Source organism: Methanobrevibacter arboriphilus JCM 13429 = DSM 1125 (assembly GCF_002072215.1).
GTDB lineage: Archaea > Methanobacteriota > Methanobacteria > Methanobacteriales > Methanobacteriaceae > Methanobinarius > Methanobinarius arboriphilicus.
In genome coordinates this window covers 1-14,730 of record NZ_JXMW01000013.1, presented here as the reverse complement: position 1 = coordinate 14,730, position 14,730 = coordinate 1, and the positions used below count along the sequence as shown (strand labels likewise).

Genomic DNA, 14,730 nt, shown 5'->3' with positions numbered 1-14,730 from the left:
GTAAAATTAATCACTCAAAAATTAGCTCTTTTTCAAATGTTTCATTTACTTTTCTTCTAAAACTAGTCATTTTAGATATAGTGCCCCTATTATCAATACCCGCAAGAGTAATCTCATTTCCAGATAGTTCTAAAGGTTTATCATCAGCTTTTACATCTAATAGAGTTATGTTATAAATAGAAGCCTCTTCTAAATCATCATTCGATTCAATATTGTACTTTATTGACAATCTTTTATGAGGAAATACTTGATTTAGAGATCTTTTTATTACAGTCTCTAATAATTCCATGAACTTTTCTATGAAAGGTAAGTCATTTTTCCAATAGTAACCTAAAACTAATTTCAGCTGTATATCATGCTCAGCTATCTCATTATTATACTTAGTTATTACTACTATATTGTTCTTTTTAGTTTTAATTATTAATGAAGGTCTATCTTCCATGTTAATACTATGTAATTAATACTAAATAATATTTTCGGATTTTTATAAAAATCGCTTTATCTAAAAAGTTACTTTATCTAAAAAAGTTATTTTATTATTATATATGATATTAATTCAAGTGATAGTATTGATTCAAGTATTATTTAAATTTTTTAAAATGAAATTGAAAAGTATATATAGTATTAAATACAATAATATAATTGCTGATATCAAAACAAATACTACTGAAACAAGATATCAATGTCCTCAATTAGCTATAAAAACCACATCATTTTATAGTATATTCCTAACATCTGAGTAAAAACCTTCAAAATATAAAAAGAGGAGTATATTGAGGACATTAACTTCTTTTTAAAATCAAACCTATTATTTTTAATACTATTTTTTTTAATACTATTATTTTTAATAAATATTATTCCTATAAAAGATTTTTATATTAACAATATTGATTAAAATTTTTAAATACTATAAAGTTTAGGCATACCTAAATATTTATATACTATGAAAACAATATTAATAATGGTGATACCCAAACACGTGAATAATCATATCACTAAATATGTCCTCAATTAACAAAATATTGTATTATTCCAAAAAATCAAAATAGCTTCTTTTAAACTAAAAATTGTTAATTGGGGACAAACTCTCTCTCTTTCTCTTAAAATCTTAATTTTCATCAAACCAAATAGTTTAAAATATTTAAAAAAAATTTAGATGAAATATTAATAAAAAGAATTAAAAATAAAAATAATATAAAAAGATTAAGAAAAATTAAAAAATATAAATAATATAAAAAGATTAAGAAAAATTAAAAAATATAAATAATATAAAAAGATTAAGAAGAATTAAAAAATAAGATATTTAAAATATTTTTATATCTATAATATCACCAATATTCATAATATTTAGAAAAGATCAAATATCTAATCAGTTAAAGCTCTAAGAAGATCATTAGCCCTTATTAATCCAACTAAATTCCCTTCAATGCCAATAACTGGAATTTGCTCAATATGTTCAATTCTCATTTTTTTAGCACAGTCAGAAACTTTAGTTTTAGTATTGACCGTGGTAACTCTAACAGTTGAAACATCTTTAACAACCTTATCAGAGAATTTAAGATGATTTTTTTCAACATAAAGAACACTAGTACTATCCCAAGACCATTTGTCTCCTTCTGTCCCAACACTAGAGTTATGAACACTCGTTTCAGATACAACTTCACTTTCATTGATAAAATCTGTTTCTGTAAGAATCCCACTCATTTTAGCATCATTATTTAAAGCAATAACACATTTAAGATTAAAAAACCTCATAACTTCAAATGATACATTTAAAGGAGACTGATCCCAAGTAGTTGGAACATTTTTAATCATATAATCTTCAATAGGATCATTTATATTCATTTCTGAAATAGCTAAAGATACTATATCAGATGAAGTTACAATTCCAATTAAACTTCCATTTTTAACAACAGGAACTCTCCTTATATTATTTTTTATCATTTTAGAAGCAGTTTCAGCAACATCATCATCCAATTCAGCAGTAATAATATCTCTAGACATTATAAGAGCTATTTGTTCCTCATCAGGATTTCCAATAAGATCAGACCTAGTCAATATTCCTACTAATTGATTAGTTCCTTCTTTAGTAACAGGTAAACCAGAAATTTTCTTTTTTCTCATAAGTTCCAAAGCTTTTTCACGATTTCCAGGAACAGAAACATGAATAGGGTCTTTAGAAACTATATCTTTAATCAACATTCAAAACACCAATTAAAAAACACCAAATTAAATCAAATTAAATCAAAAAATTGTATTAATCTAAACATTCATAAAATTGTATTAATCTAACCATTAATAAGATTTATCTATACTTATTCATAAGGTTTATTAAAAACTTATTGAAAATTTATTGAAAATTTATTAAAAAATTTATTAAAAAATTTATTAAAGTTATTCAAATACAATTATAATTAAAATTATTCAGACACATTATATAATAGAGTAATATAATAATATAAACAATATATTACTAAATTTAATATATTATTACATCGCCATACTATTAATAAACAACAAGAACTGAGCATTCTGCAGCTTTAACAACTTTTTCAGCTACACTACCCATAATAAATCTATCAAACCCAGTTTTTCCAGAACTACCCATTACAACTAAGTCTATATCTTCTTTTTCAATAGTTTCTAAAATGACTTCAGCAGGAGAACCTTCATCTACTTTTAAAGTTATTTTAACATCACTAGCACATTCTTCTTTCATTTTTTCTACTTTTTGAAGATTTTTCTCAGTTTCTTTCTTAAGTAACTGGTTTATTTGGAATATTGTATCATCAGAAGGAAGACCAATAGAAAAGCTTGTTTCAACGACACTCAAAGCAATAATTTCTGCCCCACTTGCTTCTGCAAGAAATAGAGCATGTTTTTCTGCTTTTTCTGCAAATTTTGAACCATCAGTAGGCAATAATATTTTTTTATACATTTTATCCCTCGTTAATCCTTGTTAAACTCAATAATTAAATATTTTAACACGATTTTTATTTATTACTATCAATACCACTAAAATGACAGCTTATAAAAAATTATATTAATATTTCATTAATTATATTAATATTTATTTTTATATATTTTATTTTTATATATTTCATTTTTACAATTCTATACATTTTTACAATTCTATATTTTATAACCTAATTTAATCTAATTTACATAGAAATACAAAAACACATATTAATACAATTTATTATAAAATTAAATAACATAATTATATTAATATAATATTTGTCATAAAATTAAATAACTTACTAGATATAAATAGATTTATTAATCATAATATATTAATTTATCTCTATTCATTAAACATATTATATCTTTTGTTTCTGACCTATTAATTAAACTTAAATATGGATTTTTTGATATTTTTTTTGATATAAATAGTTCTACATTATTTTTCTCATCAATTATAGATTTGTTAATTTTTTTATAAATACTAAAATCATTAAAATTTTTGTTTAAATCATTATTTGAATTATTATTAGAATCATATTTTGAATTATTTAAATATACATTTGTTGTTGCCATTTTTAATATTTCCTTTGGAGATATATAATGCTTGTAAAAAGCCCTCATTATCTTTAAGGTAAATTCTAATTCTCTAAAAATATTAGGTGAATTTATCATTATATTATCAGTTCCAATAAGAGGCCTAATTTCATTCTTTAAAATCTCAAAAAGTGGAGGAATACCAAGTGAAAAAGCTCCATTGGAACGAGGACAAAGTACAATATTACTTTTATTTTTTCTAATCAAATCCAAATCATTCTTTAAAGGAGATGTAACATGAACTAATTGGTTAAATCCAGATTCAATAGCCATTTGGATTTCAGTTTTACCATTTTTTGTTAAAGAATCGGTTTGAAGATTTTCATACTCTCCTGCATGAATAGATGATATTTTACCTTGTTTTTCACATTCAGTAACAATCAAAGTAGCTACATCTTCTGTTATCTCACCAAAACCACTTGGAGCTATCCCATCACAATTTTTTAAAAGTTTACGAATAGCTATCTTTATCTTAGATAAATCAGGATCATCACCATAAAAACTATCATCACGACCCAAAACTATTGGACTAATTGGAATATCCTCAGTTGCCTTTTTAAGTAGCTTGACACCATTAATACCCCCTTCCCTATAATCAATAAAATGAGTTGTTCCAGTTTGAAGCATTTCCAACATTGAGTCTTTCATAGAATTAATAATGTCCTCATTGGAAGAGGATTCAAGAGCCATGTGTTTTAATCCACTAGGAGGTTTTACAATTTCTTCAATAGACTTTCCATCTCCCACATCCTTTATAATAGAATCTCCAATATGAGTATGTGCATTTAAAAAGCTAGGACAAACTATTGAATTTGTAGCATCAATAATTTCTCCCTCATAAACATCTTTAGATATTTCAATTATCTTTCCATCATCAATTAAGACATTAGTGTTTTTAGCTACTAAATCAGCACCACATAAAACAGTTCCATTAGCTATGGTTATCATTAAAAATAGTATGTTTAAACTAATATTTATTATTTTATTAATAAAATAATGAAAAAATAAATAATTAAAATTATTAAAAAATAAAAAAGAAAGAGAGAAAAAGAGAAAAAGAGTAAAAATTTAGAGATAAAATTATTCATTTTTAATTAATAAAAAAACATCCCTATTTTATAGTTAATTTTTGAGTATAACTAGACTCATGATTCTTACTATCACCAAGATACTTAGCTATAAAACTAACTAAACCTTTAAAACTGATTTTCTTAGAAAGTATGGCTAAACCATTAGAATTAGTCTTAGCTTGACCAAGATACTTACCATTAGCATAAAACTTAATATACTTTTTAACCATAGCTTTATTAGCAGTATTTTTAAGGGTAGCTTTAAAAGTAGTTATTTTACCATATTTAGCAGCGAATTTAGATAACTTAGTATAAGTCTTACTCTTAGGAATAACTTTTAAAGTAGGAGAGTTTTTAGCTAAATAATAACTATCTCCCGCAAAATTAGCTATAACTTTATGAGTTTTCCCTGTTTTAAAAGTATATTTAAAGCTAACTAAGCCAGAACTAGAACTTTTAGCTTTAGCAATATATTTACCATTAATATATAAATTAACTACTTTTCCAGCTAAAATTTTACCATTTTGACCTTTAATAATAGCTTTAATTACATTAGATTTCTTATAAAGAGCTTTGAAATTAGAAATAATTAAACTAGTTTTAGCTTTAACAACATTCAAATTAATATTTTTACTAACGCCATTATATAAGCTATCTCCTATGAAATCAGCTATAATATTTTTAGAACCAATAAATTTATTAGCTAAATAACTATAAGAAGCTTCACCTTTACTATTAGTCTTAAGATTAAGTATTAAACCCCCTATATTTAATTTAACTGTTTTTCCACCTAATAAATCACCAGCCTGATCACTTAAAATAGCTTTAAAAATAACAGTTTGACCATAATAAGCACTAAATATAACATTAATCACAATATTAGTAGTAGCTTTATTAGCATTATAAAGGATAGTAGAATTTTCTTTATCAAGAATAGCTTTAATAAAATTATTAAGAGAAGTTAAAGGAATATTATAGCTAGCACTTAAACGACCATTAATATTTTTCCAAAAAATATCATTATTATAAATACCAACATCAAAGAATTGGAAATTATTAGCTGCACCAGCATTATCATCAGTACCATTTAAAACAAAACTATAGATAAAATTAAGCTTATCACCAACACTAAGACTATTATTAGATATAATACTACTAATTTTCATAGTATAATAATTATTCAAGTTAGCATTAGTTACTGCATATAAATCATTATTAGTTCCCCACCAATTATAATCACAATACAACTTAGCAAAATTACCATATACTTGTACTTTAGGGTTATTTATAAATCTAGAATAAGTTACATTACCAACACTACTACTACCATATACATTAATAACACTTCCCAAAATATCACTATTAGGAATAATAATAGTATTTATAAAACTAGAACCACTTACACTAAAGTTACTAACAATATTAACATAAATAATACCCCCTTGAACAATACCACTAATTGCAGTAAGGTCAACAGTATTATTAATAAAACTAGAGTTCGAAATATTACAATTAACAAGGTTAGAAACATAAATAACACCACCCACAACATTAGTAGTAAGATTAACAGTATTATTTATAAAATTAGAACCTAAAACACTTAAATTACCACCATTAACATGAATAACACCACCGTGAACAGCACCACCCATATTATTAGTTGTGGTGTTTATAAAACTACAATTATTTATGCTTAAATTACCACCAGCTCCACGAATAACACTACCATACTCAGTAGAATATGCATTAACAAAATTTATTCCATAAAAGTTAACATTAGCATTATTTTGAATTTTAAACAACCAATTAGTTTTTCCTCCATCTATTACAACATCACCATACTTATTATCATTATAATAATATTTTGCACTATAAATGTCTACACTACGATTGATAACTATCTGATTGTTTTTAGTTCCAGTATAAGTTCCACCTTTAATAATAATCTTATTATTTCCATTTTCAGCATTAGTTTTCTCAACTGCTTTTTTAACACTTTCTAAAGGTCTAGCAATAGTCCCTTCATTAGTATCATTTCCACCTGTTTCATTTACATAAATATCAGCTGCACTAACACTAGTTAAACTAAAAATGAAAATAAAAGAAATAATTAAAGATGATATTAAAAAAATTTTTTTATCATGCCTCATAAAATTCATAAAAATCCCCCCTATTTTTGATTAATCTAAGTCAAATTATGAATCTTATTATTTCATATATTAAAAAAACATTATATAATTTTCCATAAGTACAAACTAATCACATCTACCAATGACATTTTTATTTTTTCATTTAAGGTTTTTTCTTCTTTTATTTCCCATTATTATAAATGAAATTGATAATCTGGTTTTTTGTGAGTTTTTTATGAATTTTATTTTTATGATAAAAATATATTTTTGATTTTTAAATAGCTTTAAAACTATTAAAAATGCTTATTCATCTGGAAATCTACTCAAAATAATGAAAAATAATGAAAAATAATATAAAAATAATTATAAAAATAATATAAAAAAATAATCAATTTTGAAAGAGTAATAAATTTTAAAAAAATAATAAAAATAAAAAATAGAAATATTGTGAAAATATTATAAAATATTATAAAGTATTATAAAGTATTATAAATTAATTTAATTTTCTCCAATATATTCATTTAAAGATTTAACTCTAAGTTCACTGTTTTTAATAGCTTCAATAGCATTTAGAGCAGCTCTTGCTCCAGCTAATGTAGTAACATAAGGAATTCCAAGCTCAATAGCTAAGCGTCTAATTTTATAGCCATCAGCTGCAGATAATTTTCCAGAAGGAGTATTAATAATCAAATCAACCTCTTTAGACAATATCTTATCGCTAACATTAGGAGAATCCTGACTTATTTTACTAATTTCTTCAATTTCAACACCATCAACTGCTCTTGCAGTTCCAGGAGTAGCTATTAAATTAAATCCTAATTTAGATGCCTTTTCTGCTATATCTTGTATTTTAGGTTTATCTTCTTCCCTTACACTAATAAATATAGTTCCTTCTTTTGGAAGATCCATATTAGCTGAAAGCTGTGACTTATAAAAAGCAAGCCCAAAATTTTCATCTATTCCCATACTTTCTCCTGTAGATTTCATTTCAGGTCCAAGTACTGCATCAGCTTCAGGAAGTTTTAAAAATGGGAAAACAGATTCTTTTACAGCTACATGATTAATCTTAATTTCATCAGTTAATCCAAAGTCTCTTAATTTTTTACCAATGATTAACTGTGATGCTATTTTAGCTAAAGGTTTACCAATAGCTTTACTTACAAACGGAATAGTCCTACTTGCTCTTGGATTTGCTTCAATAATGTAAACCTTACCTTTATTTTTACCAGATTCATCCTTTTCATCAAGTTTTACTGCATATTGTATATTCATTAATCCAATAACATCAAGTTCAATAGCTAGTTTACGAGAATAATCACGAATAACATCTAAAACATCTTCTGGAATAGTTTGAGGAGGTATTACGCAAGCAGAATCACCAGAATGAACTCCTGCTTCTTCAATGTGTTCCATTATTCCTCCAATAAATACATCATCACCATCTGAGAGAATATCAACATCAACCTCAATTGCACCTTCTAAAAATTTATCTACAAGGATTGGATGTTCTGGGGATACTTTTACAGCTTCTTCCATATATTCTTTGAGCTCATAATCATCATAAACAATTTCCATAGCTCTTCCACCAATAACATAAGATGGACGAACAAGAACTGGGAAACCTATATCTTTAGCAGCATCTCTTGCATCATCAAAGGACATAGCTAATCCATAAGGAGCTTGAGGAATACTAAGTTTATTTAAAACTTCAGTAAATCTCTCCCTATCTTCAACTCTATCAATACTCTCATAAGGAGTTCCAAGAATCTTTACACCAGCATTAGCTAAAGGAACAGCAAGGTTGATAGAAGTTTGTCCACCAAATTGAACCAAAACACCTTCTGGTTTTTCTTTTTCAACAATAGCCATTACATCTTCAAATGTTAATGGCTCAAAGAAAAGCTTATCAGAAATATCATAATCAGTACTTACAGTTTCAGGATTATTATTAATAATTATAGTTTCAATTCCTTCTTCTTTAAGAGCTAAACTAGAATGAACACAACAATAATCAAACTCAATACCTTGGCCTATCCTAATTGGACCTGCACCAAGTATTATTATCTTACGATTATCTGAAACTTGAAGTTCATCTCCACCATCATAATCCACACCATCATAGCTACTATAATAATAAGGAGTTTTAGCTTCAAATTCAGCTGCACAAGTATCAACCATCTTATAGCAAGGTTTAATATTATGAACATTGGTTATTTTTTCAAATTCCTCATCACTAATCTTTGCTATTTCAGCCAATGTTGAATTTGAAAAACCCATTTTTTTAGCTTCTAAAAACAGCTCTTTATCCTTTAAAGAATCTTTATTAATTTTTTCTTCAAAATTAACAATATTTTTAATTTTATTTAAGAAAAATGTATCAATATTAGTAAGGCTATGAATTTTACTTACAGGCATACCCATTTTAAGTGCTGCATAAACCTGGAATAATCGTTCATCAGTAGGATTTTTCAAATCATCCTTACTGAAATCAATTTCTTCAAACCCAGAAAAACCAGTGTCAAGAGAACGAATAGCTTTATGAAGTGCTTCTTCAATAGTCCTTCCTATAGACATTACTTCACCAGTAGACTTCATCTGAACTCCAATTTTTCTACTAATTCCTTTAAATTTATCAAAAGGCCACCTAGGAACTTTAGCTACTACATAATCAATCGTTGGTTCAAAAGACGCAGGTGTTTCTTTTGTAATATCATTTTGAATTTCATCAAGAGTCATTCCAATAGCTATTTTAGAGGATATCTTAGCAATAGGATAACCAGTAGCTTTAGATGCCAATGCACTACTTCTACTTACCCTTGGATTAACTTCAATAACTTTATATTCACTTGTTTCAGGATTAACAGCAAATTGAATATTACATCCACCTTCAATGCCCAATGCCCTTATTATTTTTATAGAAGCATCACGTAAACTTTGAGCTTCAATATCATTTAAATTTTGAGCAGGAGCTACAACAACACTTTCACCAGTATGAATTCCCATTGGATCAATATTTTCCATACTACAAATTATAATACAAGTATCATTTTTATCTCTCATAACCTCATATTCAAATTCCTTCCAACCAAGAACAGATTCATCAATAAGAACTTGACCAATGAAACTCATATCTAAACCATGAGAAGCAATATCAATAAGTTCTTCCTTATTATTAGCTACACCACCACCAGTACCTCCTAAGGTAAAAGCAGGCCTTACAATTACAGGATATCCTATATTTTTAACTGCTTCAATAGCTTCATCAATAGATTCAACAGCTCGACATTTAGGAATAGGTTCATTAAGTTTATTCATGAAATTTCCAAATAAATCTCTATCCTCAACATCCTTAATTGTTTTAACTGATGAACCTATTACTTTTACTCCATCTAATGCTCCAATTTCATCTAATCCAGTAGCTATATTTAATCCAGTTTGTCCACCCATAGTAGGCAAAATAGCATCAACTTGCTCTTTTTCAATAATTTTAGCCACAATTTCAGGAGTTAAAGGTTCAACATAAACTTTATCTGCCATATCCATATCAGTTTGGATCGTAGCAGGGTTACTATTAATTAGTACAGTTTCAATTCCTTCTTCTTTTATTGATTTACAAGCTTGTGAACCCGAATAATCAAATTCTGCTGCTTGACCTATCTGAATTGGCCCTGAACCTATTATAAGTACTTTTTTAATATCTTTATCAATTGGCATCTATAATCCTCATTCATTACTAATAATCATCCATCATCTTTTTAAATTTATCAAATACAAAATTAGTATCATTTGGACCAGGTCCAGCTTCAGGATGGTACTGAACACAATTTAGTGGTAACTCTTCATGTGAAAAGCCCTCAGGAGTATTATCATTAAGATTAATTTGAGTCAATTTCAAAGGAGTATCTTTTAATGATTCCTTATCAATACTAAACCCATGATTTTGAGAAGTTATAAAAACTTTACCTGTTGTTAAATCCTTAACTGGTTGATTAGATCCCCTATGACCAAACTTCATCTTATAAATTTTAGCTCCAAAAGATTTAGCTATAACCTGTTGACCCATACAAATACCAAAAATAGGAAGACGATTGGATAATTTTTGCACATTTTCTATTGTTTCAGTGAGTCTTTCTGGATTTCCAGGGCCACAAGAAATCATTAGCCCATCTATATCATAATCCAATATTGTTTTATAATCTGAATTATATGGGAAAAGAACCACACCAATATCTTTTTTTAGAAATCCCTCAATAATATTTTTCTTAACACCACAATCAATTAAAGCTGCCTTTTGTTTGAAATTATCACCAAATGTAATTATCTCTTTAGTTGAAACTTGTGGAACTAAATCCATATCTACAATGCTTAATTGATTCTTTGCCTGAGCAATAAGTTCACTATCATCAATTTCTTCAGTAGATATTGCACATTTCATAGCTCCTTTTTCACGAATTTTTATGGTTAAATCTCTTGTATCAATTCCACTAATACCTGGAATTTTATATTCTTTTAAGAACTCATCTAATGTTTTCTGTGAAGAGTATAAAGAAGGTTCTTTGCAGACCTCTCTTACAATGTATCCTTCTACTTGGATTTTTCCAGATTGATACCAATCATCACTAACACCATAATTTCCTTGAAGAGGATATGTTGACATCATTATTTGACCTTTAAAAGAAGGATCAGTTAATCCTTCAACATAACCAGTCATACCAGTCGTGAAAACAATTTCACCAGTTGCAGTTGTTTCATGACCAAACCCTTCACCTTTAATTATCGTTCCATCCTCTAAAGCTATTTTTGCAGTAGATTTACCCTTTGTTTTTTCTCCCTTCTCCATTAAATCACCATATTAAAATATAAATACATTAACTATAAATAAATTGACTATAAAAACATTGACTATCTAAAATCATATATTTGCATAATATTAACTATTTGTGTAATAAATTATTTTATGTAATATTAACCATTCTTTTAATATTAAAAATACATATTAATATATTATTAGCATATTAAAGAAATTCTATTAATATTTAATTAATATTTAAATTTATTAAAATTATTTAAACTTTTTAAAGCTCCTTTATTAAATAAGATAAGAAGATATTTAAAACTTATGATAAAAAAATTATACATAAATCAACAATATAAATTATGATATTAATATTAATTAAATTTAATTATAAATAAAAAAATAATTATAAAAATAATTATAAAAAAATTATAAAAAAATTATAAAGAATTATAAAGAATTAAAAAAGTTAAAAAATTAAAAAATTATAAAAAATAATATAAAAATTATAAAAATAAATTTTAGATAATAGATTAAAGTACTAAAAAATTTAGTTAATAACCATCAAAAAAATTAAAGGACATTTTATAAGCATCAGCTCCATCTTCATAGTAATTTGATACTTTTTTATTTATTTTAAACCCAATAGATTGATAAAAATCTAAAGCTTCTTTATTTTCAGCATTTACCTCTAAAGTTATTCTAAATATGTCAAACTTTAAAAATGTAGCAATAGCTGTATTAATCAATCTTGAACCTACTTTTTGTCTTTTGTAATCTGGATCTACAGCTAAAGAAATGATATGGCCCCTATTCTCTTCAACAATCCAAAATATAATATAACCAACTACATTTTCCTTAACTTGAGCAACTAAAAAGCCTGCTCCAAAATCAAAAAGTTTTCTAAGTATATCCATATTATAAGGATTAGGAATGGATAGTTCCTGAATTTCATAAACTCTAAACAAATCTTTTGGGCGAAATTCTCTGATTATCATAAAACTCAAAACAAATTAAATTAAAGTTCATAATAAGAATTATTCATAATATTAAATTTCATAATCTTAAATTATTCGTAATATTGTAAATTATTGTAATTAATAAAATATGTTTATGTTATAATATTTAATTATTGTGAAATATAAAGGGAATAAAAAATAAAAACAAAACATGAAAAAATAAAAATAGAATAGGGACTCCGTAGAATTCTAGAATTATACAAAACTATATATACACAAATGTATATATTTTGAAAGTATGAATCCTTGGATATTTCTTATTATAGCAGGAATCTCAGAGATTGGATGGGCAATATCTCTTAAATTCTCAGAAGGCTTTACAAATGTTTTAATGTCTATAACAACCGTTATCATTATGGTTTTAAGCTTATTTTTCCTTTCTCTAGCATTGAAATATATACCAATTGGAACTGCATATGCTGTATGGACAGCTATTGGTGCTGTTGGAGTAGCTATTATAGGAATGGTTTTTTTAGGTGAAACAAAGTCAATGATTAGAATATTCTGTATAATGTTAGTAATAGGTGGAATAGTTGGCTTAAAAATTTCAGGATAATGAAAAATTATTTTTTATCTTAATTTAAATAAAAATATTTTTAAAAAAAAGAATTAAAAAGATTAACACAGGAAAAAGAAGATTAATAAACAAACAAAGAACATAGACAGATTTTTTACATGAAAAAAATCCTATTGATGCTCATAATAACTTTTAAGAGATGAATTAATAAAAAAAGGATTTTTAAAATAAAATTTAGAATTATTAAAAGGTTAGATAAAGTCTTATTTTATAGAATATGTCATAGTCATGCTGATTTAGCTGAAACAAAGTATAAATCTTTGAGATGTTAATATAGTTAATCCAATTCCTTTTAATGCTTCTTTATTTCCTAAAAAGAGCACAAATCACTGGTTTTTTTTAAAAATAAACCAAAACCTTTATATAGTATGCACAATTAATAAAAGAAGTGAAGTTAAGTTACATTGTTAATAAAACTATTAAAAAGATGAATTTTATAAGAGTTATTTATCAGATGAATTTTCATAGTTTTATATGTACTTTACTAGTTGTAGATTGAAAGGCGGATTCGATCAAACACCAAATATAAAAAGTAACATCTTTTGATGTTCTTTTTATGTTTATATTTATGATGATAATTTACTATTTTTATAATTTTTTATAATTATTTTTATAATTATTTTTAGGGTGCTAGATTTTTAGGTTTCTGAGAGCTTTTGCATGCTCTCTGATTCGTTGTATCCTTGTTTTATGATGAGTCCTGTTAAAAGTACAAGCAGATAACTTGTTTTTGCTATGGATTCTTTTGTATATTTGTGGAATTTGTTATTTTTCAGTCCTTTTTTGGTTAATTTGAAGAAATCTTCGATTTTTCCTCTTATTTTTTTAAATTTCTTCCATTTGGTGATTAGTTTTTTGAATTTAGAAACTAATTCTTTGTAAATGTCTTCTTTTTTGTTTTTAACTTTGAAATATTCTAAAGGATAATTGAATTGGCTTAAAATTTTGTTTATTTTCATGTTTTCTTTTGGAAATATTAATGGAACTATTTTATACTTTAAAATTCCCTCACGATAATTATTAAAACTTATATATCCTTTATCTGCTATTATAATGTCTTTGTTTCTTATTATTCTTCTTTTTCTTAGTTTTTCCATTATTTCAGGGAATAATTCGGAGTCATGCTTAGATCCTTTATGTATTAACATGGTCAATGGTTGTCCAGTGTGATAATCAAGTGCTAAAGTTAATTTAAATCCTATATAAAACCCTTTTGAAGCTGATTTGGCCCAATAAAGCCCTTTTTTCTCGAGAAATTTTTTAGTGTAATTTTGCTTGTTCCAGTTCATATCAACCTGTATATCGGTTCCATCAATTAAAACTGTGCGTTTTCCTCTTTTAATTGGTTTAAATTCCTTATTTAATGTTTTAATCACGAATTCAAGTATTTGATTTTGATTAAATCTTGCCAAAAATTCATATATTTGATTTGATTCTGGAACTTGATTAAATCCTAAAGACTTTCTCAACTCATGGCTTCTTTTAAGCTCACTAACAACGTATGAAATATCTGATGCGAAAAACATACTCATTAAAACTATTTTAAAAATTAACAACACCTTTTTTTAACAGGTTTAATTCC

11 protein-coding genes are annotated in these 14,730 nt (G+C 25.8%); 2 read left to right on the top strand and 9 right to left on the bottom strand.

Translation table 11 applies throughout. The annotated features are described in order from the left end of the window. Window positions 1–10: 10 nt before the first annotated feature. Complete coding sequence (locus MBBAR_RS07050; RefSeq protein WP_080460600.1) at window positions 11–442, bottom strand: hypothetical protein; 432 nt, start codon at window positions 440–442, stop codon at window positions 11–13. 127 nt (window positions 443–569) lie between these two features. Here MBBAR_RS07050 and MBBAR_RS10300 point away from each other — a divergent pair, with 127 nt between their 5' ends. Further along, on the top strand, window positions 570–743 hold the full coding sequence (locus MBBAR_RS10300) for a hypothetical protein (RefSeq protein ID WP_158082552.1): 174 nt from the start codon (window positions 570–572) through the stop codon (window positions 741–743). 622 nt (window positions 744–1,365) lie between these two features. Here the strand turns inward: MBBAR_RS10300 and MBBAR_RS07045 are convergent. From MBBAR_RS07045 to rimI, 7 genes are all read right to left on the bottom strand, one after another. Then, on the bottom strand, window positions 1,366–2,202 hold the full coding sequence (locus MBBAR_RS07045) for a CBS domain-containing protein (RefSeq protein WP_080460599.1): 837 nt from the start codon (window positions 2,200–2,202) through the stop codon (window positions 1,366–1,368). Window positions 2,203–2,506: 304 nt separating this feature from the next. After that, the gene (locus tag MBBAR_RS07040; protein ID WP_042703298.1) at window positions 2,507–2,938 is read right to left on the bottom strand and encodes a universal stress protein; all 432 of its coding nucleotides are present in this window, start codon (window positions 2,936–2,938) and stop codon (window positions 2,507–2,509) included. A 341-nt stretch (window positions 2,939–3,279) separates the two neighbouring features. After that, on the bottom strand, window positions 3,280–4,506 hold the full coding sequence (locus MBBAR_RS07035) for an amidohydrolase family protein (RefSeq protein ID WP_080460598.1): 1,227 nt from the start codon (window positions 4,504–4,506) through the stop codon (window positions 3,280–3,282). 163 nt (window positions 4,507–4,669) lie between these two features. Continuing rightward, window positions 4,670–6,787 carry an Ig-like domain-containing protein gene (locus MBBAR_RS07030; protein ID WP_080460597.1) on the bottom strand — a complete coding sequence of 706 codons (2,118 nt, stop codon included), beginning with the start codon at window positions 6,785–6,787 and terminating at the stop codon, window positions 4,670–4,672. A gap of 468 nt (window positions 6,788–7,255) precedes the next feature. After that, window positions 7,256–10,471, bottom strand: a complete 3,216-nt coding sequence (carB, locus tag MBBAR_RS07025; RefSeq protein ID WP_080460596.1) for a carbamoyl-phosphate synthase large subunit — start codon at window positions 10,469–10,471, stop codon at window positions 7,256–7,258. 19 nt (window positions 10,472–10,490) lie between these two features. Next, entirely contained in the window at window positions 10,491–11,597 is a 1,107-nt protein-coding gene (gene carA / locus MBBAR_RS07020) for a glutamine-hydrolyzing carbamoyl-phosphate synthase small subunit (protein WP_080460595.1), read from the bottom strand. 509 nt (window positions 11,598–12,106) lie between these two features. Further along, window positions 12,107–12,550: a ribosomal protein S18-alanine N-acetyltransferase gene (rimI, locus tag MBBAR_RS07015; protein ID WP_080460594.1), complete on the bottom strand. Its 444-nt coding sequence runs from the start codon at window positions 12,548–12,550 to the stop codon at window positions 12,107–12,109. A gap of 259 nt (window positions 12,551–12,809) precedes the next feature. Between rimI and MBBAR_RS07010 the strand changes: the two genes are divergently transcribed. Next, window positions 12,810–13,127, top strand: coding sequence for a DMT family transporter (locus MBBAR_RS07010; RefSeq protein WP_080460593.1), 318 nt, complete (start codon window positions 12,810–12,812; stop codon window positions 13,125–13,127). A gap of 659 nt (window positions 13,128–13,786) precedes the next feature. Here the strand turns inward: MBBAR_RS07010 and MBBAR_RS07005 are convergent. Beyond that, complete coding sequence (locus MBBAR_RS07005; RefSeq protein ID WP_143746159.1) at window positions 13,787–14,704, bottom strand: transposase; 918 nt, start codon at window positions 14,702–14,704, stop codon at window positions 13,787–13,789. Window positions 14,705–14,730: the final 26 nt, after the last annotated feature.

Excerpts from the sequence above, each read along its gene's own strand:
- MBBAR_RS07050 (WP_080460600.1), bottom strand. The coding sequence starts at position 442 with ATGGAAGATAGACCTTCATTAATAATTAAAACTAAAAAGAACAATATA.
- MBBAR_RS07045 (WP_080460599.1), bottom strand. The coding sequence starts at position 2,202 with ATGTTGATTAAAGATATAGTTTCTAAAGACCCTATTCATGTTTCTGTT.
- MBBAR_RS07040 (WP_042703298.1), bottom strand. The coding sequence starts at position 2,938 with ATGTATAAAAAAATATTATTGCCTACTGATGGTTCAAAATTTGCAGAA.
- MBBAR_RS07035 (WP_080460598.1), bottom strand. The coding sequence starts at position 4,506 with ATGATAACCATAGCTAATGGAACTGTTTTATGTGGTGCTGATTTAGTA.
- MBBAR_RS07030 (WP_080460597.1), bottom strand. The coding sequence starts at position 6,787 with ATGAATTTTATGAGGCATGATAAAAAAATTTTTTTAATATCATCTTTA.
- carB (WP_080460596.1), bottom strand. The coding sequence starts at position 10,471 with ATGCCAATTGATAAAGATATTAAAAAAGTACTTATAATAGGTTCAGGG.
- carA (WP_080460595.1), bottom strand. The coding sequence starts at position 11,597 with ATGGAGAAGGGAGAAAAAACAAAGGGTAAATCTACTGCAAAAATAGCT.
- rimI (WP_080460594.1), bottom strand. The coding sequence starts at position 12,550 with ATGATAATCAGAGAATTTCGCCCAAAAGATTTGTTTAGAGTTTATGAA.
- MBBAR_RS07010 (WP_080460593.1), top strand. The coding sequence starts at position 12,810 with ATGAATCCTTGGATATTTCTTATTATAGCAGGAATCTCAGAGATTGGA.